This window comes from Microbacterium sp. APC 3901 (genome assembly GCF_030407765.1).
GTDB lineage: Bacteria > Actinomycetota > Actinomycetes > Actinomycetales > Microbacteriaceae > Microbacterium.
The window spans coordinates 1-21,337 of the sequence record NZ_JASDCU010000004.1; the positions used below are offsets into that span (position 1 = coordinate 1).

At 67.9% G+C, this 21,337-nt stretch carries 24 protein-coding genes, 1 tRNA gene and 1 riboswitch; of the genes, 9 read left to right on the top strand and 16 right to left on the bottom strand.

Annotated features, from left to right (window positions below; all coding sequences use genetic code 11):
- Positions 1 to 153: 153 nt before the first annotated feature.
- From QMA07_RS04460 to idi, 7 genes are read right to left on the bottom strand one after another with little or no spacing between them, the layout of a single operon-like run.
- Positions 154 to 1,041, bottom strand: coding sequence for a prenyltransferase (locus QMA07_RS04460; protein ID WP_290160260.1), 888 nt, complete (start codon positions 1,039 to 1,041; stop codon positions 154 to 156).
- On the bottom strand, positions 1,038 to 1,382 hold the full coding sequence (locus tag QMA07_RS04465) for a lycopene cyclase domain-containing protein (protein ID WP_290160261.1): 345 nt from the start codon (positions 1,380 to 1,382) through the stop codon (positions 1,038 to 1,040). The genes QMA07_RS04460 and QMA07_RS04465 overlap by 4 nt, the downstream gene beginning before the upstream one ends.
- The gene (locus QMA07_RS04470) at positions 1,379 to 1,720 is read right to left on the bottom strand and encodes a lycopene cyclase domain-containing protein (RefSeq protein WP_290160263.1); all 342 of its coding nucleotides are present in this window, start codon (positions 1,718 to 1,720) and stop codon (positions 1,379 to 1,381) included. Before QMA07_RS04470 ends, QMA07_RS04465 begins: the two co-directional genes overlap by 4 nt.
- Positions 1,720 to 3,321, bottom strand: coding sequence for a phytoene desaturase family protein (crtI, locus tag QMA07_RS04475; RefSeq protein WP_290160264.1), 1,602 nt, complete (start codon positions 3,319 to 3,321; stop codon positions 1,720 to 1,722). Before crtI ends, QMA07_RS04470 begins: the two co-directional genes overlap by 1 nt.
- Entirely contained in the window at positions 3,318 to 4,223 is a 906-nt protein-coding gene (locus QMA07_RS04480; RefSeq protein WP_290160265.1) for a squalene/phytoene synthase family protein, read from the bottom strand. Before QMA07_RS04480 ends, crtI begins: the two co-directional genes overlap by 4 nt.
- Complete coding sequence (locus QMA07_RS04485; protein WP_290160266.1) at positions 4,220 to 5,272, bottom strand: polyprenyl synthetase family protein; 1,053 nt, start codon at positions 5,270 to 5,272, stop codon at positions 4,220 to 4,222. The genes QMA07_RS04480 and QMA07_RS04485 overlap by 4 nt, the downstream gene beginning before the upstream one ends.
- 41 nt (positions 5,273 to 5,313) lie before the next feature.
- The gene (idi, locus tag QMA07_RS04490; RefSeq protein ID WP_290160267.1) at positions 5,314 to 5,835 is read right to left on the bottom strand and encodes an isopentenyl-diphosphate Delta-isomerase; all 522 of its coding nucleotides are present in this window, start codon (positions 5,833 to 5,835) and stop codon (positions 5,314 to 5,316) included.
- A gap of 146 nt (positions 5,836 to 5,981) precedes the next feature.
- Between idi and QMA07_RS04495 the strand changes: the two genes are divergently transcribed.
- The gene (locus QMA07_RS04495) at positions 5,982 to 6,557 is read left to right on the top strand and encodes a MarR family transcriptional regulator (RefSeq protein WP_290160523.1); all 576 of its coding nucleotides are present in this window, start codon (positions 5,982 to 5,984) and stop codon (positions 6,555 to 6,557) included.
- Position 6,558: 1 nt separating this feature from the next.
- On the opposite strand, the gene QMA07_RS04500 is transcribed toward QMA07_RS04495, so the two are convergent.
- The 3 genes from QMA07_RS04500 to QMA07_RS04510 all read right to left on the bottom strand — a co-directional run bounded on the left by QMA07_RS04500 (position 6,559) and on the right by QMA07_RS04510 (position 8,276).
- A complete protein-coding gene (locus QMA07_RS04500; protein ID WP_140037674.1) occupies positions 6,559 to 6,903 on the bottom strand; it encodes an Lsr2 family protein in 345 nt (114 codons plus the stop codon).
- Between the two features lie 38 nt (positions 6,904 to 6,941).
- A complete protein-coding gene (locus QMA07_RS04505) occupies positions 6,942 to 7,268 on the bottom strand; it encodes a multidrug efflux SMR transporter (protein WP_290160268.1) in 327 nt (108 codons plus the stop codon).
- Between the two features lie 10 nt (positions 7,269 to 7,278).
- Positions 7,279 to 7,346, bottom strand: a riboswitch (guanidine-III (ykkC-III) riboswitch).
- A 72-nt stretch (positions 7,347 to 7,418) separates the two neighbouring features.
- The gene (locus QMA07_RS04510; protein WP_290160269.1) at positions 7,419 to 8,276 is read right to left on the bottom strand and encodes a LuxR C-terminal-related transcriptional regulator; all 858 of its coding nucleotides are present in this window, start codon (positions 8,274 to 8,276) and stop codon (positions 7,419 to 7,421) included.
- Between the two features lie 109 nt (positions 8,277 to 8,385).
- Between QMA07_RS04510 and QMA07_RS04515 the strand changes: the two genes are divergently transcribed.
- Positions 8,386 to 8,733, top strand: a complete 348-nt coding sequence (locus QMA07_RS04515; protein ID WP_140037672.1) for a DUF485 domain-containing protein — start codon at positions 8,386 to 8,388, stop codon at positions 8,731 to 8,733.
- Complete coding sequence (locus tag QMA07_RS04520) at positions 8,730 to 10,367, top strand: cation acetate symporter (protein ID WP_290160271.1); 1,638 nt, start codon at positions 8,730 to 8,732, stop codon at positions 10,365 to 10,367. Before QMA07_RS04515 ends, QMA07_RS04520 begins: the two co-directional genes overlap by 4 nt.
- Before the next feature lie 62 nt (positions 10,368 to 10,429).
- Here the strand turns inward: QMA07_RS04520 and QMA07_RS04525 are convergent, their stop codons facing one another.
- On the bottom strand, positions 10,430 to 10,945 hold the full coding sequence (locus QMA07_RS04525; protein ID WP_290160272.1) for a methylated-DNA--[protein]-cysteine S-methyltransferase: 516 nt from the start codon (positions 10,943 to 10,945) through the stop codon (positions 10,430 to 10,432).
- Between the two features lie 241 nt (positions 10,946 to 11,186).
- Here QMA07_RS04525 and QMA07_RS04530 point away from each other — a divergent pair, with 241 nt between their 5' ends.
- Complete coding sequence (locus tag QMA07_RS04530) at positions 11,187 to 14,855, top strand: AAA family ATPase (RefSeq protein ID WP_290160524.1); 3,669 nt, start codon at positions 11,187 to 11,189, stop codon at positions 14,853 to 14,855.
- On the top strand, positions 14,848 to 15,042 hold the full coding sequence (locus tag QMA07_RS04535; protein ID WP_290160273.1) for a hypothetical protein: 195 nt from the start codon (positions 14,848 to 14,850) through the stop codon (positions 15,040 to 15,042). Before QMA07_RS04530 ends, QMA07_RS04535 begins: the two co-directional genes overlap by 8 nt.
- 87 nt (positions 15,043 to 15,129) lie before the next feature.
- Here the strand turns inward: QMA07_RS04535 and mscL are convergent, their stop codons facing one another.
- From mscL to QMA07_RS04550, 3 genes are read right to left on the bottom strand one after another with little or no spacing between them, the layout of a single operon-like run.
- Positions 15,130 to 15,555, bottom strand: coding sequence for a large conductance mechanosensitive channel protein MscL (gene mscL / locus QMA07_RS04540; protein ID WP_290160274.1), 426 nt, complete (start codon positions 15,553 to 15,555; stop codon positions 15,130 to 15,132).
- 25 nt (positions 15,556 to 15,580) lie between these two features.
- Positions 15,581 to 15,853, bottom strand: coding sequence for an FmdB family zinc ribbon protein (locus tag QMA07_RS04545; RefSeq protein ID WP_290160275.1), 273 nt, complete (start codon positions 15,851 to 15,853; stop codon positions 15,581 to 15,583).
- A 15-nt stretch (positions 15,854 to 15,868) separates the two neighbouring features.
- Positions 15,869 to 16,465 (bottom strand): 5-formyltetrahydrofolate cyclo-ligase, encoded by a 597-nt coding sequence (locus tag QMA07_RS04550; protein ID WP_290160277.1) that lies wholly within the window; start codon positions 16,463 to 16,465, stop codon positions 15,869 to 15,871.
- A 40-nt stretch (positions 16,466 to 16,505) separates the two neighbouring features.
- On the opposite strand from QMA07_RS04550, the gene galU reads away from it, so the two are divergent.
- From galU to QMA07_RS04570, 4 genes are all read left to right on the top strand, one after another.
- Positions 16,506 to 17,393, top strand: coding sequence for a UTP--glucose-1-phosphate uridylyltransferase GalU (gene galU / locus QMA07_RS04555; RefSeq protein WP_290160278.1), 888 nt, complete (start codon positions 16,506 to 16,508; stop codon positions 17,391 to 17,393).
- Between the two features lie 44 nt (positions 17,394 to 17,437).
- A complete protein-coding gene (locus QMA07_RS04560; protein WP_053099195.1) occupies positions 17,438 to 18,049 on the top strand; it encodes a GNAT family protein in 612 nt (203 codons plus the stop codon).
- A gap of 82 nt (positions 18,050 to 18,131) precedes the next feature.
- Complete coding sequence (locus QMA07_RS04565; protein ID WP_290160281.1) at positions 18,132 to 18,989, top strand: hypothetical protein; 858 nt, start codon at positions 18,132 to 18,134, stop codon at positions 18,987 to 18,989.
- 49 nt (positions 18,990 to 19,038) lie between these two features.
- Positions 19,039 to 19,111, top strand: a tRNA-Ala gene (locus tag QMA07_RS04570).
- A 54-nt stretch (positions 19,112 to 19,165) separates the two neighbouring features.
- Here the strand turns inward: QMA07_RS04570 and QMA07_RS04575 are convergent.
- Positions 19,166 to 19,579 carry a DUF2809 domain-containing protein gene (locus tag QMA07_RS04575; protein WP_290160282.1) on the bottom strand — a complete coding sequence of 138 codons (414 nt, stop codon included), beginning with the start codon at positions 19,577 to 19,579 and terminating at the stop codon, positions 19,166 to 19,168.
- A gap of 21 nt (positions 19,580 to 19,600) precedes the next feature.
- Entirely contained in the window at positions 19,601 to 21,280 is a 1,680-nt protein-coding gene (gene pgi, locus QMA07_RS04580; RefSeq protein WP_290160284.1) for a glucose-6-phosphate isomerase, read from the bottom strand.
- Positions 21,281 to 21,337 lie beyond the last annotated feature (57 nt).

The following is a 21,337-nucleotide window of genomic DNA, read 5'->3' on the forward strand; positions in this document are numbered from 1 at the left end:
GACCAGCCACACCAGGATCAGCGCGACAGGGATGAGGACACGCGCCCAGGAGTGGCGCCGCGCGCGCACTCTGGTCGGCGGGACGGGCGCGTGCTCAGGGCTGGACATCGGGTACCTCTCGGGACGTGCAGGGCGGGGATCGGCAGGGGGACGTCAGGAGACCCAGGCGAGGATGAGGATCATCGTCGCGAGGAACCCGGCGAAGTAATTGAGGAAGATGAAACGCCGCCAGGCGCGGTTGGTGCCGGGGGAGGTCTCGTCGGTGACGTTCCACCAGGGCGCGGCGTTCACGATGTAGGGCAGCGCGAGCGCGGCGCCGAGAGGCCCCGGCCACGACGTGAACAGCATCGCTGTGCCGGCCAGCGTCCACAGCGCGATCGACAGCCGCACGGTCGCGCGGGCTCCGATCACGGTCGCGATCGAGCCGATGCCCCCTTCGCGATCGGGCGCGATGTCCTGCACCGCTCCGAAGGCGTGTGCGGCCATGCCCCACAGGAAGAAGGCGACGAGCACGGTGACTGCCGTGGGTGTGACAGACGCTTCGGCCAGAGCGAGACCCACGATCGCGGGGGTGACGAAGTGCAGGCTCGAGGTCGTCGAATCGAGGAACGGCCGCTCCTTGAACCGGAGTCCCGGTGCGGAGTAGGCGATCACGGCGAACACGCTGACCGCCAGCCAGAGCCACGACGCGGGGTCTCCGACCGCGACGAGGTAGACGAGGAACGGGACGTTCGTCACGACCGCCGCCCACAGGGTCGCCCGGTGGATGCGGGGAGACAGCAGCGCGCCCTCGATCCCGCCCTTGCGCGGATTGGCGAGGTCCGACGCGTAATCGAACACGTCGTTGATGCCGTACATCGCCAGGTTGTAGGGCACCAGGAAGTACAGCGTGCCGATGATCAGCGTGAGGTCGATCTCGCGCGTGCTGAGAAGGTAGGCGGCTGCGAACGGGAAGGCGGTGTTGATCCAGCTGATCGGACGCGATGACAGAAGGATCTGAGCGATGTCGCGTCCGACGGAGTCGCGCGTCGATGAGGTCATGAGGGCTCCTCGTCGGTGACCCGGATGCCGGCGCGGGCGCGTCGACGGGCGCGCAGCGCCGCCCACAGAGCGGGCAGCAGCACCGCCCCGGCGAGCGGGTAGGCGAAGTCCTCGAGAGGCGCGAGACCGATGTGCACGCCGAGCAGGTGATCGGCGGAATAGTGGAACAGGCCCGTCGCGATCATCACCGTGTCGAACACGGCGGTGAGGATGAAGAGCACCACGATGGTCACGGCCATCGCGCCGAGGTGGGCGCGATACCGACCGGAGACGGCGCACAGGATGACGGCCGCCACCACTGCGGCGCCGACGAACCACGCGGAGAGCTCGAGGTAGGTCACCGCGGGACCTCGCTCGATCGCCGGCTCAGCCGTGTCAGGATCCGCACGGCACCGGTGTAGACGACCATCGTGCACACGACGAGGAAGAGCAGGAAGACGGGCTCCTCGATCGGCAGCTCGGGTGCGAGCACGATCCCCGTCGCGATGGCCGAATCGCCGCGGAAGAAGATTCCCCCGGCGATGCCTGCGATGTCCCAGACGAGGAAGAACGCGAGCCCGACCGTCGACACGATGGCCGCGGTCACGGCATCGCGCCAGAAGAACAGCCGGAATCGCCAGTCGAGCAGCAGCATGCATCCGAGCGTGGCGACCAGGAGTGCGGGATACACGAAGCCCATCACGCTGTCCCGCGCGGGGACGCAGCGGTGGCCGAGACATCGAGGGGCCCGCTGGAGTGGTCTCCGCGGATGCGCTTCAGGACGATCTCGGCGCTGATGAGGCACATCGGCACACCGACTCCCGGTGCGGTCGTGGCGCCCGCGTAATACAGCCCGGACACCTGGCGCGACTCGTTCTGAGCTCGGAACATCGCGCTCTGGGAGAGGATGTGCGCAGGCCCCAGCATCCCGCCCCGCCATGAGTTGTAGTCCTCGAGGAAGTCAGCCGGGCCCTTCGTCTCACGCACCACGATGCGCTCGCGCAGGTCGTCGATGCCGGCCCAACTCGCGATCTGGTCGATCGCGGCGTCGGCCGCCTGCTCGATCGCGGCTGATCCGCCACCGTCGGAGCCCCCCGCGCCCAAGGCCGTGTCAGCCGGGATCGGCACGAGCACGAAGAGATTCTCGTGTCCTTCGGGTGCGACGCTGCTGTCGGTGGCGCTCGGACGGCAGACATAGGTCGAGGCCGGGGAAGGGATCTCGGGCGAATCGCCGAAGATGGCGTCGAAGTTGGCATCCCAGTCGTCGGTGAAGAACAGCGAATGATGCGGCAGCTCGGGCAGAGAACCGCGAACGCCGAGCATCACGAGCACGGCACCCGGCCCGCTCGTGCGCCGCTGCCACCACGAATCGGGGTACGTGCGAAGGTGCGGCGGGAGCAGTGACGTCTCGGTGTGGTGAAGATCCGCGCCGGAGACGACGATGTCGGCCTCGGTCGCATGCGCGACACCTGCTGAGTCGCGCCACTCGACACCGGTCACGCTCGGTGCGCCCGACCGGATGCCGGTGCTGATCGACGTGACATCGGCATCCAGCACGATCTTGGCGCCTGCCGCCTCGGCCAGTTCCGCGATGCGCTCGACGACCCGCCAGAACCCGCCCTGCGGGTAGCTGACGCCCTCGTCGAGGTCGAGAGCGCTCATGAGGTGGTACATCGCCGGGGCGGTGCGGGGATCCGTGCCGAGGAACACCGCGGGGTATCCGAGCAGCTGACGGATCACCGGATCGCGGAAGCGTCGAGCGGCGAACGACTGCAGGCGCGTGCCCAGCAGAGTGAAGAGGCGAGGAAGGGCTCGCAGCACCTCCGGCGTCATCAGCGTGCGCAACCGCGTGAACGGGTTGTAGAGGAAGTAGCGTTCCGCCATGACGCGCGCGTCGTGCGCCGAGTCGAGGTACGCGTCGAGGGTCTGCGCTGAGCCGGGCTCGCGAGACTCGAAAAGACGTGACACCGCCGCGCGCCCGGTGGGCACCGTGACGGACGGTGACGGCCGCCCGTCCGAACCCGGCGCCTGGAAGACGCGGTATCCGGGATCGAGGAGCGTCAGGTCGAGCTGCTCCCGGGTCGAGGTGCCCATCATCTCGAAGAAGTGATCGAACACCTCGGGCATGAGGTACCACGACGGCCCGGAGTCGAACCGGAAGCCGTCGCGCTCGATGGTTCCCGCGCGACCGCCGACCCGGCTGTTCTTCTCGTAGACGGTCACGTCGTGGCCGTCGCGGGCGAGGAGTCCGGCGACAGCGAGACCGGCGACGCCGGCGCCGATGACCGCGACCCGACTCATCGGTTCCGCTCCAGCGCCGTCACGAGCACCGATCGCGCCGCCAGCAGCGCCTTGATCGGATCGGGGACGCGCACGCGGCGCTCGTACAGACTCGAGGCCGGAGTCCTCGCCACGCGTCTCGTCAGCGCGGCGAACAGCGCGTGGGCGCTGCGCACGGCCGCGCGCGAGTCTCTGGGCAGAAGGGGGATCGAGCGCGCCGCGTCGTCGAGCTGCACGGTGATCGTGCGGACCCAGTCGTCGCGATCGGCATCCGTGAGCCGGCCGCTGTCGCCGAGATACCCGCGCTGCAGACGCTCGGTGTCGTCTGCGAGGTCGCGCAGGAAGTTGACGTTCTGGAACGCTGCGCCGAGCTGTCGTGCTCCGTGGGTCAGCGTCTCGAGCTCGCGGGTCGTGCGCTCCTCGTCGCGCAGGAACACCCGCAGGCACATCAGCCCGACCACCTCGGCGGAGCCGTAGACATAGCGGTCATGCGCCGCCGCGTCGTACGCGGTGAAGTCGGTGTCGCCGGCGATGTCGGCGGCCATCGAGTCGAAGAAGGGCTGCGTGAGGTCCTCGCCGATCCCGCTCTCTCTCGCCGTGCGCGCGAAGGCGTGCAGCACGAGGTCCGTGCTGTATCCGACGCTCATCGCACGGTGGGTCTCGGCGACATACGACGCGAGCGCGTCGGTCTGGGCCGACTCGTCGAGTCCTGCCTGTGCGGCGACGCCGTCGACGATCTCGTCGGCGATGCGCACCATCGCGTAGATGTTGCGCACGTGCTGACGGTGTCTCTCGCCGAGCAGTCGGGTCGCGAGTCCGAAGGACGTCGAGTAGGTGCGGATGACCTCGGTGGATGCCGTGTCGGCGGCGCGGTTGAACCGCCCCAGACTCGCACTCGACGCGTCGTGAGGGATCGCGCTCATGCCTGGCGTCCTTCGAGACGAGAAGCGGAGACCAGGATCGACCGTGCAGCGTCCGAGCTGATCTCGCCGGCGAGCTCCGCCTCGGACAGCAGCGCGTAGACCGCGTCGAGCTGATCGCCGATGAGCCCGACGACGAATCGCTCGGCTCCGCAGTCGCGCAGCAGATCGCGCATCGCGGTGGCGTCCTGCAGGCTCAGGTCTGGGGAACCGAATCGGGGGGCGATGCGCTCCCAGGTGCTCGTCGAGCGGGCGAAGGCGATGAGAGCTGTCTCCTTGCCCTCCCGCAGATCGGAGAACGCATCCTTGCCGTGCGTGCGGTGGTCGCCGAACACGCAGAGCAGATCGTCCTGCAGCTGGTATGCGAGGCCCAGATGGCGGCCGACGGAGTGCAGCGTCGCTTCGGCAGACGCCGAGGCGTCGGCGAGGAGCGCCGCCGCTCGCAGCGGCAGGGAGAACGAGTAGGTCGCCGTCTTGTAGACGCTCATGGTGAGAACGGTGTCGACGTCTGAGGCGATGATCCCGTGGCTCAGCGCGACATCGGTGTGCTCACCGGCCACCGTCTCGAGGATGGTCTGCTCGACGAGGTCGAGCAGACGTCGTCGCGCGGGCGCCGAGACCTCTGCCCGGGCGAAGCCCATGATCGCCGCCGAGAGCATCAGATCGCCCATCAGGATCGCACTGGATCTCGCCCAGTGCAGCGAGCCCTCCTCGGAGGCGCCTGGCGCACCTGCCGCGAGCTGTCCGATCAGGTTCGGTCGCTTGCGGCGGGTGAGGTCACCGTCGATGACGTCATCGTGGAGCAGGAAGGCGTAGTGCAGCAGCTCGATATGCGTCGCGATGTCGACGGCGGCCGTGGTCGCGCTGTCGTCGGCGGCCGGGACCAGTGCGCGGTGGATGTCGAGCAGCAGCCTGGGGCGCACGAGCTTGCCGCCGAGGGCATGGTCTGCTGTCGCACGCCAGAGTGCCGCGAATTCGCTTCCGTACGCCTCGGCGTTCTCGCAGTGAAGGTCGAAGCGCTGACGCAGCACCGATTCGACGCGGGTGCTCATGTCTTCTCGCGGCGCGGCCTGCGTCACGGTCACGCTCATGGTCACACCACCCCGAGGTCGCGGAGCTGGGGGAGCTGCTCGACGAGCCAGGGGCTGAAGGCGAAGGGGGCGCCGATGACGGAGTCGGCGAACTCCGCCGGGTCTACCCATGCCCATTCGGCGACTTCGTCGGGGTCGGGGGAGAGGGGGCCGTCTGCGATGGCGACATGGACGGGACAGATCTCGTTCTCGACGATCCCGCTCGCGTCGACGGCCCGGTAGCGGTAGTCGGGCAGCACCACGGAGACGTCGGTGAGGCGGAGCCCGAGTTCGTCCTTCGCGCGGCGATGCACCGCGTCCGTGATGTCCTCGCCGGGTCGCGGGTGACCACAGAAGCTGTTGGTCCAGACTCCCGGCCACGTGCGCTTCGCGAGTGCTCGGCGCGTCACCAGAAGTCGCCCGTCACGGTCGAAGACGTGGCAGGAGAACGCCAGGTGAAGAGGGGTATCGGTGGTGTGAACGGTGTCTTTCGCTCGGGTGCCGATCGCGACTCCGTCTGCAGAAAGGAGGGTGACCTCATCCAACGGGGGAACCTCCTCGATTTTCGCTAGCTTAGCTAATAATCAACATAACATGAAACATTCGTGTGTAGCATGATGTCATGCACGACGGACCCGACGCCACCCCCCGCGGGAGCGGCGCGTCGGGTGTGCTCTCGCGACAGGAGGAGATGTCGCCCGACGGACTCTCGCACGCCGCGATCTACGACGTCGAGTCGGCGGATCCGCGGAGCACTCTGATCGACCGGTCAGGGGTCGCGCCCGAGGACCTGCGCCAGATCGCGCTGGTGATGGGTGCCCTCGGCGAGCTCAGGGACGCCGAGCAGAAGCTGTCGCTCGCCTCGCGGCGCTACATGCGCCTGAATGACACGGATATGCGTGCACTGCACTATCTGATCGTCTGCGAGAACCGCGGTGCGACGGCCACTCCTGGGGGGATAGCGACCCATCTCGGGATATCCACGGCATCGACGACCAAGCTGCTCGACCGCCTGGAGAAGGGCGGTCACATCCGGCGCGCACCGCACCCGACAGATCGGCGTGCTCTTGCGATCACCATCACTCCGGAGACGCGACAGGCCGCGATGGAGACGGTGGGCCGACAGCAGGCGAAGCGCTTCTACTCAGCGGCTCGGCTGACGGCGGATGAGCGTGAGGTGGTCATCCGATTCCTCTCGGACATGGCCAAGGAGATCACGCTCCGGGATGAGCCGTGGGCCCAACCCGGAGTCGCGACCTCAGAGTGAGTCAGTGCGCGGCGTTGTACGCCTCGACGACCGGAGCGGGAATGCGGCCCCGCTCCGAGAGCGTGTAGCCGTTGTCGTTCGCCCACGCCCTGATCGCAGCGACCTCGGGGTTGCGCCCGGCGCGCTTGCGGGGTGCGGCCGATCGTGCTGACACGGCCGAGCCTGCCCGACGCCCCGCCGAGATGTACGGTTCGAATGCCGCGCGCAATTCCTCTGCGTGCGCGGTATTCAGATCGATCTCGTAAGAGGTTCCATTCAGCGAGAAATGTACGGTCTCGCCTTCGCCCACGTCCAGGACGCTTCCGTCGATGTCATCGACCAACTGGTGCACAATTCTTCTTGCCATGGAAATGACAATACTCCCGACAAACGTGTCGCGAGATGTTATGCGTGACCGGGGTCGATCAATTTCAGGCCGACGATGCACCCGACGAGTCCGAGAAGCAGCAGGATCCGCGCCCAGGAGATTTCGCTGTCACCCGTGACCATCGCCCAGATGACGGTGAGTGTCACGCCGATTCCCACCCATACCGCATAAGCGGTACCCGTTGCGATATCACGCATCGCGAATGCGAGCCCGACCATGGAGAGGGCGAGCCCGCCCGCGAAGATGATGCTGGGCCACAGTTTGGTGAGTCCTTCGGATTTGCCGAGGGCAGTCGCCCACACGGCCTCGAGGACTCCGGAGACGATCAGCACGATCCACGACATGATGGTCCTTTCGGACCAGTCTTTTCGCTCACCGGGTACTGGTCTGCCTCGTCCGGGGCCGGGGTTCACCGACCAGTATTCACGATAGCCGTCGGCGCTGGGCAGTGCCTGTGCAGCTCTTGCTCGGCGATCGTCGCGCGTGCAGAAGGCTCAGGGGAGCAGCCCGGCGCGGCGCGCCTTGGCCACGGCCGCATGGCGGGTCGACGCGTCGAGCTTCGACATCGCCGTGCCGAGGTAGGCCTTGACCGTGCCCTCTCGGAGGCCGAGCTGGCCGGCGATCTCCGCATTCGTCGCTCCCAGGGCCGCGCAGGCGAGCACATCGGTCTCCCGACGGGAGAGATGAACGGTCGAGATCGGTCCGGTGTTCGCCGGCACGGCATCCTCCGCGAGCATCACGAGACGCTGCTCCACCTGCGCGATCCGCGCGCGCAGGTCGGCGTCGTCGACGGACGCCCCGATGCTGCGAAGCTCTGCGAAGCTCTCGCGCAGCTCTTCGCGATGGCGCGGCGCGACGGATTCGGATGCCGGTGTCACCGCGCGCAGTCGTCGCTCCACCTCGTCGCGAACGCGAAGCTCCTCCGCCACCGACTGCGCGACCTGCATCGCCGGAGCGGTCGTCACGCCTCCGACGGGTGTCGTGTCCCAGGTGCCGGCATAGAGGACACCTCGAGGGCGACCGCTCACGATGATGGGAAGAGCGAGCAGCGTGCGCAGCCCCTCTCCGAGCACGAACACGTCGTAGTCATGGGTGATCTGTTGCGAAGACCCGTAGTCGCTGGTCATCCGGGGGCGCAGCTCCATCATCGCCCGCCCGCCGAGTCCCCGTTCGGGCCTCACCCGCAGTCCGTCGAGGCTGCGGGTGCGGTTGCCGACGATGCTGGTGACGCTGACGACTCCCTCGTCGACGAGTCCTCCGAAGGTGACGGGGAACCGGGTGCGCAGAGCGAGCTCGCGCACCGCTCTGGCGACGAGCTCCGTCTCTGATTCCATCTCGGTCGATGTGGTCACGACTACCTACTTTCGGGGGTGACGGCGCTGTTCCCCGTTTCGTAGCGTCGACCCTATCATTCGCCTGGGAAACCGGCGCGAGCCGCAGCACATGAGGCAAGGAGGCCCCATGACCGACCATCCGACGGCAGATTCGCCGGGAGCGATCGACTACATCGCTGTCGAGCAATCACCACGATTCCGCGAGTTGAAGAAGACGCAGCGATCGTTCATCTTCCCGCTCGCGGCGTTCTTCCTCATCTGGTATTTCGTCTACGTCCTGCTCGCCGCATTCGCGATCGACTTCATGTCGCAGAAGGTGTGGGGTGATATCACCGTCGGATTGCTCATGGGTCTCGGGCAGTTCGTGACCACATTCGCGATCACGATGGGCTATGTCGCGTTCGCCAATCGCAGACTCGACCCGATAGCGACCGAGATCCGTGACGAACTCGAGAAGGCGCAGGCGGAGGCATGAACGTCATCCACACTGCGACCCAGGCTGTCGCAGTCGAGAGCAATCCCATTCTCAACATCTCGATCTTCGGCGCATTCGTCGCGGTGACGCTGTTCATCGTGATCCGCGCGAGCAAGAACAACAAGACGGCGGCCGACTACTATGCCGCCGGGCGCTCGTTCACCGGTCCGCAGAACGGTTTCGCGATCGCCGGCGACTATCTGTCCGCGGCGTCGTTCCTCGGAATCTGCGGAGCGATCGCGATCAACGGCTACGACGGATTCCTGTATTCGATCGGATTCCTCGTCGCCTGGCTCGTCGCGCTGCTTCTCGTCGCCGAGCTCATGCGCAACACCGGCAAGTTCACGATGGCCGACGTGCTGTCCTTCCGTCTGAAGCAGCGCCCGGTGCGCATGGCGGCCGCGATCACGACGCTGGCCGTGTGCTTCTTCTATCTGCTCGCGCAGATGGCGGGTGCCGGCGGCCTGGTGTCGCTGCTGCTCGGAATCGACGGCCGGGTCGGGCAGTCGATCGTGATCGCCGTGGTCGGTCTGCTGATGATCGTCTACGTCCTCATCGGCGGTATGAAGGGCACGACCTGGGTGCAGATCGTCAAGGCGTTCCTGCTCATCGGCGGCGCCATCGCGATGACGATCTGGGTGCTCGCGATCAACGGGTTCAGCCTCAACACGCTGCTCGAGGCAGCCGTGGCCAACTCCGACAAGGGCGACGCCATCCTCGGGCCGGGCCTTCAGTACGGCGCGAACCCGTGGGACTTCGTCTCCCTCGGCATGGCTCTCGTGCTCGGAACCGCGGGACTCCCGCACGTGCTGATGCGCTTCTACACGGTGCCGACGGCCAAGGAGGCCCGTCGTTCGGTGGTGTGGGCCATCTGGCTCATCGGCGGCTTCTACCTGCTGACGTTGGTGCTCGGGTACGGAGCAGGCGCGCTCGTCGGTGCAGATGTGATCGCGGCAGCACCGGGCGGACCGAACTCGGCCGCTCCGCTGCTCGCTCTGTATCTGGGCGGACCGGTGCTGCTCGGCTTCATCTCGGCGGTCGCGTTCGCGACCATCCTCGCCGTGGTCGCCGGACTCACGATCACGGCGGCCGCCTCGTTCGCACACGACATCTATGCGAACGTGATCCAGAAGGGCAAGAAGGACTCCGCAGGCAACCCGGTCGAGCCCGACCCTGACGGCGAGGTGCGCGTCGCGCGGCGAACGGTGGTCGTGATCGGCATTCTCGCCATCGTCGGCGGCATCGGCGCGCAGGGGCAGAACATCGCTTTCCTCGTGGCGCTCGCCTTCGCGGTCGCCGCCTCGGCGAATCTGCCGACGATCCTCTACTCGCTGTTCTGGAGACGATTCAACACGCGGGGGGCCGTCTGGAGCATGTACGGCGGTCTTGCGGCGGCGATCATCCTCATCGTCCTGTCGCCGGTGTTCTCCGGTTCGCCGACGTCGATGATCCCCGGAATCGACATCGTCCTGTGGCCGATGAACAATCCGGGCATCGTGTCGATCCCGCTCGGCTTCTTCCTCGGCTGGCTCGGAACCGTCACCAGCCGCACCAAGGAGTCGCCGCTCCTGGCCGCCGAGATGGAGGTCCGCTCGCTGACCGGGTTCGGAGCGGAGAAGGCTGTGGATCACTGATCCGGAGGTGATGCGAACGTGGACCCCGACGGCCTACTCGTCGGGGTCCACGTCGTATGCGGTCAGCGGTGCGACTCGAGGTCGAGCAGGAATCTCTTGCGTTCGGGATGCGCGCCGTACTGCCCCGCCGTTCCGTCCCACCGCACCACGCGGTGGACGGGGACGACGATCGAGAAAGGCGTGAGGCGGCAGGCGGTGCCGACGGCGCGGGCGGCACCGGGGCGACCAGCCAGCGCCGCGATCTCGCCGTAGCTCATCGTCTCTCCCCACTCGATCGTGCTGATCGTCTGCAGCGCGGTGCGGGCGAACCCGTCGACGAGCCGCCAGTCGAAGGCCAGATGATCCTGGAAGCGCACGGGAGCACCGTCGAAGTACGCATCGAGGAGCTCGGTGAGCTCGTCGGCTGCTCCCGGGTCGGGCTCGGGGACGGCGCGAAGCTGGCCCGAGACGCTCTCGAGAACCCAGGGAACCGAGGGATCGTCTGATTCCGAGAGGTCGAATCGGACGAGACCCTCGTCGGAGAACACGGCGAGGGCGTCTCCGAACGGGGTCGGTGCGAAGTCGTAGCGGAAGGTCATGCCTCCATACTGACCGCACCGATCCGGCACGGGCATCGTCGTGGGCACGAGCGGGGGAGACCTCGCTGACTCGCGGCCTGGGTGCAGAAGCAGTCCGCATGCACCCGCTGCAGGCCTCTGAAGGGCGGAAATACGGTGAAACCCGCCAGGGATACCGGCTGTGCGGCGAGGCACGCTTAGTGTGTGAGGTGTGTGGCGACGTGAAGGCAAGGCTGCGGATGACGCAGCGACCGATGCCGCAGTGACCCTCGGCGAGTTGCACGAGCCGGTCTCCGGTATCGGCATCGCGCACGCCGCAGAGGCGGAGCGCACCCGTCTGCGTGCGGAGGCCGCCGACCTCGGCGGCTTGTCGCCGCTCGTCAACTTCCGCGACACGGTCGAGTCCGGCATCGACATCTCGAAGGCTCACCCTGGCAGCCTTCCCCAGTTCATCACGGGCAAATCGACCCTGCTGTCGAATCTCTATCGCGACGAGGTCGGTCTGCGCACCGCGAGGCTCGCCGCTGAGCGGATCACCGCGAAGAACACCGAGTTGCGCACCGTCCGCGGCATCGAAGCCGTGCACCTCGCGGTCGGGGTCGCCGGATGGCGCATCGGCGGGGCGGAGTTCTCGGCGCCCGTGCTTCTGCGGCCTCTGGCGATCCGCCGGCACCACTCCGACTTCGAGCTCAAGCTGCAGGGCGCGTTCGAAGTGAACCCGGAGCTCGTGCGGATCGCACGCGAGCACTTCGGCATCACGATCGATGCGGCCGCGCTCGCCGCCCTCGCCTACGACGGCGGGATCTTCAAGCCCCAGCCTGTGATCGACAGCCTGCGGGCCACGACGCGATCGATCGACACGTTCACGGTGCTGCCGCGGCTCGTGGTCTCGACCTTCGCCGACGTCGGCGGGGCGATGTCCCGCGACGGTGGCAGCCTCGACCATGTCGTGCTCAACGCCCTCGCCGGACACGTGGGTGACCGCGAGCAGGTCTCCGCTCGCAGACCCGATCCCCACCACACCGGACCGGATGACCGCGCACCGGCATCCGACAATCTGCTGCTCGACGCGGATGCCGAGCAGGAGGCCCTTCTCGCGAAGATCGCGGCCGGTCACTCGCTGACCGTCGCGACGCTCCCCGGGACCGGCGGCACGCAGACAGTGATCAATGCGCTCGGTGAACTCGTGCGCGCAGGCAAGCGCGTGCTCGTCGTCTCGGCTCGGCGCTCGACGCTCGACGGTGTGCGGCATCGCCTCTCCGGCATCGGACTCGACAGTCTGGCCGTCTCACCCGCGAGTGTGCGCCGCGACCTCGTACGTGCGATCGGCCGGAACGAGAAGGCGACTGCTCCGAAGGTCAGCGACGTCGATGACGCGCTGGTGCGTCTGCGCGCCGTGCTGCGGGACTACCGGCATGCTCTCACCGCTCCGGTGTCGGGGACGAACTCCTCGGTGCTCGACGCCACGCGACACCTCACGAGGCTCGCCTCCCTGCCCACTCCGCCGTCGACCACCGCGCGGCTCAGTGCAGAGACCCTCCGCCGTCTCGCCGACGACCGCTCGTCGGCGGCCGCCGCGCTCGCACAGGCGGCGCGTCTGGGCGAGTTCCGCTTCGGCCCCGACGACTCACCCTGGTACGGCGTGACCTTCTCGAGCACGGAGGCCGCGAAGTCCGCGCACCAGCTGGCGGCGCGTCTGCACTCCGAGAGCGTGCCCGCTCTGCTCGAGCGGGGCTACGCACTGATCGCCCAGACGCACATGCGTCCGTTCTCGACCATCGACGAGCTCGGCGAGTACCTGCGGCTCCTGCAGGGCATCCGTGATTCCCTCGATCGGTTCAGTCCCACGGTGTTCGAACGCCCTCTCGGGGAGCTGATCCAGGCGCACGGGTCTCGACGCGATGCGCCGGCGATGTCCGGAGCCAATCGGCGCCGTCTGCGTCGACTCGCGAAGGAGTACGTCCGCCCGGGTGTGCACGTCACCGAGATGCACGAGTCGCTGCTGCGCATCCAGGCGCAGCGCACCCAGTGGCAGCGATTCGTGGAAGCCGGTGTCGCGCCCGAGGTCCCGCTCGGTCTCGCCGACGTCTACGCCTCCTGGCAGCGCGTCACCGCAGAGCTCTCAGAGCTGGATGTCGCACTCGGACGCAGGGAGCCGCTCTCGACGCTCCCCGTCGCCCGGCTCGTGCGCACTCTCGCCGGCCTCGCCGCGAAATCCGATGTCTTCGACAACCTCGTGGAGCGTGCGCAGCTGCGCGATCGGCTGGCCGAACTCGGTCTCGAACCGCTGCTCGCGGAGCTGTCCGTTCGCCACGTCGCCGAGTCGCGCGTGGGCGACGAGCTGGAATTCGCGTGGTGGCAGACGCTGCTCGAACGCGCTCTGCAGGAAGACCGGGCGCTGCTCGGCGCGAACACGGCGGTGGTCGATCGGCTCGAGCGGGACTTCCGTCTCGTCGATGAGGCGCACGCGGCGATGGCGGGTCCGCTGCTCGCGTGGCAGCTCGCGAACCAGTGGAAGATCGCGATCGTCGACGAGCCGCAGGAATCCCAGAACCTGAGACGAGCGCTGAAGCAGTCGGCGACGACGACGGCCGAGATCGTGAGCTCGGCGCCCACCCTCGTCGACGTCTTGGCACCGGTCTGGATCTCATCGCCCTACCTCGTGCCGCAGATCCCCGACTCAGTGGAGTTCGACACGGTCCTCCTCGTCGATGCGGCCGCCATCAACCTGGCAGAAGCCGCCCCGGCGATCCGTCGAGCCCGTCAGGTCGTCGCATTCGGCGACCCGGTCACGCAGCTGCCGACCGCGTTCCACGTCGCCGTCGACCCCGGTTCCGAGTGGGAGCACGAGGTTCCGTTCGACTCCGTGTCGGTGTTCGAGCGGCTCTCCGAGCTGCTTCCGGTGATGACCCTCACACGCAGCTACCGTGCGGGCGGCGAAGACCTCGCCGAACTCATCAACGACGCGTTCTACGGCGGCGAGATCGTCTCCCTGCCCTGGGCGGGCTCGTACCTGGGACGTGGCAGCCTCACCGTCGACTACGTCGAAGGCGGCACCGGAGCCCCCGACCCCGTGTCGGGTGCGGTGGAGAGCCCCGAGGCCGAGGTGGCGCGCGTGGTCACGCTGGTCGTCGAGCACGCGGTGCACCGCCCGGACGAGTCTCTGATGGTCGTCACAGCGAGCAGGCGTCACGCCGAGCGCGTGCGCGCCGCGGTCACTTCCGCCTTCGCCGGACGATCGGATGTCGCCGATTTCGTAGGCCGCGACACCGCCGAGCCCTTCGCGGTGCTCACCCTCGAGGAGTCGGTCGCCGAGAGCCGCGACCGCGTGATCTTCTCGCTCGGCTACGGCCTCACCAAGCACGGCCGGGTTCTCAGCGACTTCGGTGACCTCTCGACGCCGGACGGCGAGCGGCTGCTCACCGTGGGGATGACCCGTGCACGGCGATCCATGGTGATCGTCTCGTCGATCCGGCCCTCCTCGTTCGACGACGGTCGCCTCGAGTACGGAGCGGCCACGCTGATGTCGATCCTCGGCGGCCTCGCCACCCGCGCACGCGATGCGCGCCTCGAGGACCTCGCCGATCCTCTGACTCTCGCCCTCGCGCGCGAGCTGCGCCGCCTCGGTGCCGCCGTCGACGTCGACTACCGTGGCCTGCTGCCGCTCGTCGCCCAGCACAACGGCAAGGCTGTCGTGATCGAGTCAGACCCGGAGTCTCGCGGGGAATCGCTGCGCGAGACGCTCCGACTGCGCCCGCACGTGCTGCGGCGCCTCGGTTGGCACTACGTGCGCGTGCATGCGTTCGACCTCTACAGCGACCCGGTCACCGCGGCCACGCGCATCGCCGGAGTCCTGGGCATCTCGGCATCTGCGGCTCGTGCCGACAACGACACCCAGCCGATCGATCTCACCGATCCGCAGAATGACTGACGAACGCGGCTCTGACGCACCCCGGCAGAAGGTCGTCCGCGTCGCCGGATCGAGGCGCGCCCGGCTGACGCCGGTGCCCGGCACCGACACGGACCCGGAGAAGGTCGCGAAGGAGCCGAAGGCCGTGAAGGGACCCAAGGGCCCGAATGACGATCGACTGATGCAGGACGTGCCCCCGCACTACTGAACGCACGCCCTCGAGCCGTCTGCGGGGGATGCGACGAAGCGCACGGCCCGATCAGGACCGTGCGCTTCGTCGTAGGGCGGCTGGGCGTCAGTCGCGCGTGCTGTTCCGGGCGAGCAGGTCGCGGATCTCGACGAGCAGCTCGGCCTCGGTGGCGGCGGCCGGCTCCTCCTCCGGCTGCTCGGCAGGGGTGCCCTTGCGAGCCTCGACGTGGGCCTTGAACGTGTTCATCGGCAGGACGAAGACGAAGTACACGACCAGCGCGACCGAGAGGAAGCTGATGACCGCCGAGATCAGGTCGCCGATCGGGAACGTGACCGTGTCGCCGTAGATGCTCTGCAGCTGCGGTCCGAAGTTGCCGGTCGCGTCAGCCTTGAAGAACAGGGAGACGAGCGGGGTGATGATGCTGTTGACCACGGCGGTGACGATCGCCGTGAACGCGGTGCCGATGACGACCGCGACCGCCAGGTCGATCACGTTGCCGCGGAGGATGAAGTCCTTGAAGCCTTTGAGCATGAATGCCTCCGAAGAGTCGATGGTGTCAGGAAGAAGTGCTGGTCGACGCAGGTGCCGGAGTGGTGCTCTTGGCCGGCTCCGATTTCGATGATGCCGGGGCGGAGGCGGAAGCGCCGGAGCCCGCGCGCGAGTCGGTGCGATAGAAGCCCGATCCGTTGAACGTCACGCCGATCGATCCGTACTGCTTGCGCAGCTCTCCGCCGCACTCGGGGCAGACGGTGAGGGCGTCGTCCGAGAAGCTCTGCACGGCGTCGAAGGCGTGGCCGCACGAACGGCAGGCATAGGCATAGGTGGGCATTGCGATCCTCGCGGGTCAGCGTCGCGTCGGCGACAGGTGCAGGGTCTGCGTGGGAGTCACGACACCGGAGACCGGCTGATCGTGCACCTCCCTCGGCAGGAAGTCGAGTACCTCGGAATCATAGATGACTGCGTAGACAGGCGGGCACTTCTCCATCGATCCGATGGTCTTGTCGAAGTATCCGCGCCCCCAGCCCATGCGCATCCCGGTGCGGTCGACCGCGGCGGCGGGGATCACCATCAGGTCGACGTCGTTCACGGCGATCGGACCGAGGACCTCGCCGGTGGGTTCGGGCAGCCCGAACAGGCCCTCGGTGACGTCGTCGTCATCGGTCGCCACCGCCCAGTCGAGCAGGCCGTCTGCGCGCGTCACCGGAAGCAGGACCCGGATGCCGCGGCGCACCGCCCCGACGACGAACTCCCTCGTGCCCGGTTCGGTCGTGGTCGAGAGGAAGCACGAGATCGACCGCGCACCGAGCGACTCGACGAGGTCATCGAGTCGCTGCGTGATGGCGGATGCCGCGGACTCCCGCTGCGCGTCGCTCAGCAACTGGCGGCGCTCGCGGAGTTCAGCGCGAAGCGCGCGCTTCTCATGCTCGACGTCATGGGACATGCCTCCGAGTCTACGGTGGCATCCCCACTAGGCTGTGTGGATGGGTATTAGGAAGATGAAGGCTGTCATTCCCGCTGCAGGACTGGGAACACGGTTCCTGCCGGCGACGAAGGCGATGCCGAAGGAGATGCTGCCGGTCGTCGACAAGCCGGCCATCCAGTACGTCGTCGAAGAGGCCGCCTCCGCCGGGATCGACGACATCCTCGTCATCATCGGCCGCAACAAGAACGCGATCTCCAACCACTTCGACTCGGTTCCCGAGCTCGAGGTGAAGCTGATGGAGAAGGGCGACACCGGTCGCCTGGCGCGGGTCATCCACTCGAGCGATCTCGCCGACATCCACTTCGTCCGTCAGGGCGAGCCGAAGGGTCTCGGCCACGCGGTGCTGCGTGCCCGCACGCACGTCGGCGACAGCTCCTTCGCCGTGCTCCTCGGCGACGACCTCATCGACGAGCGCGACCAGCTGCTCACCGAGATGATCGCAGAGCACGAGCGCTCGGGTGCCGCGGTGATCGCCCTCATGGAGGTCGACCCCGCCAACATCCACATGTACGGCGCCGCGGCCGTCGAGGACATCGAAGGATCGGACGCCGTGCGCGTGACCGACCTCGTCGAGAAGCCCGCCGCTGAAGACGCTCCGTCGAACCTGGCGATCATCGGTCGCTATGTGCTTCCCGCGTCGATCTTCGACGTGCTCGAGCACACCGAGCCGGGCAAGGGCGGCGAGATCCAGCTGACCGACGCGCTGCAGGTGCTGGCGACCAGGCCCGAGGGCCCCGGTGTGGTCGGCGTGATCTTCCGCGGACGCCGCTACGACACCGGTGACCGCGTCGACTACATCAAGGCGATCGTGCAGCTGGCCTCCGATCGCGATGACCTCGGTCCCGAGTTGCGCCCGTGGCTCAAGGAGTTCGCGGAACGCCTCTAGGCGTCGTCGCGGTCGTGGGCGCGCGCATGGATCAGGCGACGGGGATGCGGCATGGTCCCATCGAGCTGCGCCTCGTGCGCTCCCGGGATGCGAGGGCTCTGCAGCACGAGCTGCTGAGCAACCGCTCCTGGCTGCAGCCGTGGGAGGCCACCGTGCCGTACGGCTCGGTCTCGTTCGACATGCGGCTCAGCATCCGTCGTCTGCTGCAGCAGTATCGCGACGGTGCGGGTTATCCGTTCGTGATGGAGTACGAGGGCGAGATCGCCGGGCAGCTCAATGTCTGGGGGGTGGCCCGCGGGTCGCTGTGCTCGGCGACCATCGGCTATTGGGTGAGCGAGCGGTTCGCGGGCAAGGGCATCACGCCCACGGCTGTCGCACTCGCGACGGACGCGTGCTTCACGGAGTACGCGCTGCATCGGATGGAGATCTGCATCCGCCCCGAGAACGTCGCGAGTCTGAGGGTCGTGCAGAAGCTCGGGTTCCGCTACGAGGGGCTGCGTCGCCGGTACATCCACATCGACGGCGACTGGCGCGATCACTACGCGTTCGCTCTGACGCGCGAGGACGTGCCGCAGGGGGTGCTGGCGCGATGGCTGAACGGCGAGGTGCCTCCCGACGCCGCGACGATCCCTCCTTCCGACCGTTTCGCGCTCTGACACGCCGCTGACTTCAGAACTGGTCGCGACACACGCTCCCACTGAGCGTCGTGATCACCGATGTTCCCGTACCGTTGTCGACATGGACGGGCCAGTGCTGAGCGGGGGAGTGATAGTCCTCGTCGCCGTGCTCCTGTGGATGCTCTATCTGCTGCCCTCGTGGCGCGGACGCTTCCAGTACGACGCCGCAGAACGCAACGCCGTCCGCCTCAATCAGGCACTCCGGGTGCTCGCCGAGACCAGCGAGACTCCGGGCGAAGTGCGCCTCGAGCTCAACGCGCGGACCGCTCTCGCACAGCAGAAGCTCGCGAAGCGCCTGCAGTCCGAGAAGGAAGCCGCCGAGCTCATGGCTCTGCGGGAAGAGCTCGCGGCCACGAGGGCTGATCCTGTCGTCCGTCAGGCACGCGCACGTCGTCGCGTGCGCATCGTCGCCAGCTCGACTCTGCTGCTCGGTCTCGTGATCGCGGGACTCGGCGTCTGGCAGCTGATCGCCGTTCAGGCGCAGCTGCTGCTGTGGGTCGGAGGCGCGTTGATCGTCGTGGCCGGCTACGCCCTGCAGCGCATGTCGGCGGTCGCCGCTCGCGCCGCCCGACGTTCCGTCCGGGTCGCCGAGAAGCCCGCGCAGCGGGTGGCGCCGGAACTGCACGATCAGGGTCGAGCGACGTGGACTCCTCGTCCGCTGCCCGAGCCGCTGGTGAGCGTCGCAGGCTCTCGCGCGCAGGTCGCGCGAGCGGAGTTCGATGCGCAGGAGGAGCGCCGGACCGCGGCTCGCCTCGCCGAGCTGCGTGAGCGTGCCGAGCGCCTGGCGCCCGCCGCACCCGTGCAGATCCCCGCCGCCGCTCCGGCAGCCGCTTCTCCCTTCTCCAAGATGGGATACGTCGACGACGCCGAGATCGAGGCGCACGTCCGCGACCTGCTCGCGAAGCGTGCAGCGGGCTGATCCGCGCGGCACGAACGGGTCTTCGAGCGTGATAGCGTAGAAGACGTCAGGGCCTATGGCGCAGTTGGTAGCGCGCCTCGTTCGCATCGAGGAGGTCAGGGGTTCGAATCCCCTTAGGTCCACCGACGAAGGAAGAAGACCCCCCGAGCGCCGCTCGGGGGGTCTTCTGCTGTCTGTCAGACGCGTGCCCGGCGACGGCGGCTGAGAGTGACGTCGACCAGGGTCGCGGCGCCGGCGCCCACCGCGTACGCGACGAGATCGCGCACGTCGAAGCCGACCCCCAGGACGAGGCGAACAGGCCAGAAGGTCTGCGCCCACAGCGCCGGCAGGCCGGTGAGCTGGAGGCACTCGATCAGCGTGCACAGGGCCAGCGCTGTCGCACCCACGATCCAGAATGCGGCGCGGGGGAACGCGATCGAGATGACGAGGTAGATCATCACCGCATAGAGGGCGTCGCCGGCGAAGTCCGCCGTCGGACCGCTGCCGACGAAGTGCGTGACGAGACCCGCCGCGATCACCAGTACGGCGCTGACGAGGAGGCCCCGTCGACGCGCACGGACCGATGGATCGCGGGGCGACGACGATGCCATGTGCGTCTCGCCTGCTTTCACCTACTCGCGGTTCGCGCGGTAGTACGCGAGCAGCGCCTTCGTCGATGCATCCTGCGCCTCGATCGCCGACTCGTCGCCGCCGATCGCCGGTGCGATCTGCATCGCGAGCTGCTTGCCGAGCTCGACGCCCCACTGGTCGAACGAGTTGATGCCCCAGATCGTGCCCTGGGTGAACGTGATGTGCTCGTAGAGGGCGATGAGCTGGCCGAGCACCTGCGGCGTGAGAGCGGGCGCGAAGATCGAGGTGGTCGGGCGGTTGCCCGCGAACGTGCGTGCGGCCACGAGCGCTCCCGTGGTTCCCTCCGCCTCGACCTCTTCGGCGGTCTTGCCGAACGCCAGGGCCTTGGTCTGAGCGAGGAAGTTCGCCAGGAACAGCTCGTGCACGTCCTCCCCGCCGTCGGTCAGCGGGTAGGCCGGGTTCACGAAGGCGATGAAGTCGGCCGGGATGAGCCGAGTGCCCTGATGGATGAGCTGGTAGAACGCGTGCTGGCCGTTGGTGCCGGGCTCGCCCCAGAACACCTCGCCGGTGTCGGTGGTGACCGGGGTGCCGTCCCAGCGGACGGACTTGCCGTTGGACTCCATCGTCAGCTGCTGCAGGTAGGCCGGGAACCGGCTCAGCTGCTGTGCGTAGGGCAGCACCGCGTGCGACTGCGCGCCGTGGAAGTTCACGTACCAGACGTTGAGCAGACCCATCAGCACGGGGACGTTGCGCTCGAGTGGAGTGGTGCGCACATGCTCGTCGACGGCGTGGAAGCCGGTCAGCAGCTCCCGGAACACGTCCGGGCCGAGCGCGATCGCGAGCGACAGCCCGATCGCGGAGTCGACCGAGTAGCGACCGCCGACCCAATCCCAGAACCCGAAGGCGTTGGCCGGATCGATGCCGAACGCGGCGACCTTGTCGAGTGCGGTGGAGACCGCCACGAAATGGTGGGCGACGGCGTCGGTGCGGGCGTCGTCGTCGTCGGAGATCGCGCCGGAGGCCCGGAGGCCGGCCCACAGCCAGTCGCGGGCCAGACGGGCATTGGTGAGCGTCTCGAGCGTGGTGAAGGTCTTCGACGCCACGATGAAGAGCGTCGTCTCGGGATCGAGGTCCGAGGTCTTCTGTGCGAGGTCGGTGGGGTCGATGTTCGACACGAACCGCGCCTCGATGCCGGCATCCGCGTAGGGCTTGAGCGCCTCGTAGACCATGACGGGCCCGAGGTCGGAGCCGCCGATGCCGATGTTGACGACGTGGGTGACGCGCTTGCCTGTGATGCCGAGCCACTCGCCCGCGCGAACCCGGGTGGCGAACGCGCTGAGCGCGTCGAGCACGGCCTGCACATCGGCATCCACGTCCTGTCCGTCGACGACGAGCGCGGGGGAGGCCCCGGCCGGTCGTCGCAGAGCGGTGTGGAGCACCGCTCGATCTTCGGACGTGTTGAGGTGGCGACCCTCCAGCATCGCGGAGTATCGCTCGGTGACCCCCGTCTGCTCGGCGAGGCGCAGCAGCGCAGCCAGCACCTCATCGGTGACGAGGTTCTTCGACAGGTCCACGTGCAGATCGGCGAGCGGGAAGGTGAAGCGCCCGGCGCGGCTCGCATCGGCGGCGAACCAGCCTCGCAGATCGGCCGTGATCGACTCGCGCAGCGCGGCGAGCTCGGACCAGGCGGGAGTGTGTGTCGGATCAACGGGAGCGGTCATGGAACCACGGTACTGCCGCACGCAGCCCGATGCGCCCGTGATGACGTCGGGTCTCGC

Excerpts from the sequence above, each read along its gene's own strand:
- QMA07_RS04460 (WP_290160260.1), bottom strand. The coding sequence starts at position 1,041 with ATGACCTCATCGACGCGCGACTCCGTCGGACGCGACATCGCTCAGATC.
- QMA07_RS04470 (WP_290160263.1), bottom strand. The coding sequence starts at position 1,720 with ATGGGCTTCGTGTATCCCGCACTCCTGGTCGCCACGCTCGGATGCATG.
- crtI (WP_290160264.1), bottom strand. The coding sequence starts at position 3,321 with ATGAGTCGGGTCGCGGTCATCGGCGCCGGCGTCGCCGGTCTCGCTGTC.
- QMA07_RS04480 (WP_290160265.1), bottom strand. The coding sequence starts at position 4,223 with ATGAGCGCGATCCCTCACGACGCGTCGAGTGCGAGTCTGGGGCGGTTC.
- QMA07_RS04485 (WP_290160266.1), bottom strand. The coding sequence starts at position 5,272 with ATGAGCACCCGCGTCGAATCGGTGCTGCGTCAGCGCTTCGACCTTCAC.
- QMA07_RS04495 (WP_290160523.1), top strand. The coding sequence starts at position 5,982 with ATGTCGCCCGACGGACTCTCGCACGCCGCGATCTACGACGTCGAGTCG.
- QMA07_RS04500 (WP_140037674.1), bottom strand. The coding sequence starts at position 6,903 with ATGGCAAGAAGAATTGTGCACCAGTTGGTCGATGACATCGACGGAAGC.
- QMA07_RS04505 (WP_290160268.1), bottom strand. The coding sequence starts at position 7,268 with ATGTCGTGGATCGTGCTGATCGTCTCCGGAGTCCTCGAGGCCGTGTGG.
- QMA07_RS04515 (WP_140037672.1), top strand. The coding sequence starts at position 8,386 with ATGACCGACCATCCGACGGCAGATTCGCCGGGAGCGATCGACTACATC.
- QMA07_RS04520 (WP_290160271.1), top strand. The coding sequence starts at position 8,730 with ATGAACGTCATCCACACTGCGACCCAGGCTGTCGCAGTCGAGAGCAAT.
- QMA07_RS04525 (WP_290160272.1), bottom strand. The coding sequence starts at position 10,945 with ATGACCTTCCGCTACGACTTCGCACCGACCCCGTTCGGAGACGCCCTC.
- QMA07_RS04535 (WP_290160273.1), top strand. The coding sequence starts at position 14,848 with ATGACTGACGAACGCGGCTCTGACGCACCCCGGCAGAAGGTCGTCCGC.
- mscL (WP_290160274.1), bottom strand. The coding sequence starts at position 15,555 with ATGCTCAAAGGCTTCAAGGACTTCATCCTCCGCGGCAACGTGATCGAC.
- QMA07_RS04545 (WP_290160275.1), bottom strand. The coding sequence starts at position 15,853 with ATGCCCACCTATGCCTATGCCTGCCGTTCGTGCGGCCACGCCTTCGAC.
- QMA07_RS04550 (WP_290160277.1), bottom strand. The coding sequence starts at position 16,465 with ATGTCCCATGACGTCGAGCATGAGAAGCGCGCGCTTCGCGCTGAACTC.
- galU (WP_290160278.1), top strand. The coding sequence starts at position 16,506 with ATGGGTATTAGGAAGATGAAGGCTGTCATTCCCGCTGCAGGACTGGGA.
- QMA07_RS04560 (WP_053099195.1), top strand. The coding sequence starts at position 17,438 with ATGCGGCATGGTCCCATCGAGCTGCGCCTCGTGCGCTCCCGGGATGCG.
- QMA07_RS04565 (WP_290160281.1), top strand. The coding sequence starts at position 18,132 with ATGGACGGGCCAGTGCTGAGCGGGGGAGTGATAGTCCTCGTCGCCGTG.
- QMA07_RS04575 (WP_290160282.1), bottom strand. The coding sequence starts at position 19,579 with ATGGCATCGTCGTCGCCCCGCGATCCATCGGTCCGTGCGCGTCGACGG.
- pgi (WP_290160284.1), bottom strand. The coding sequence starts at position 21,280 with ATGACCGCTCCCGTTGATCCGACACACACTCCCGCCTGGTCCGAGCTC.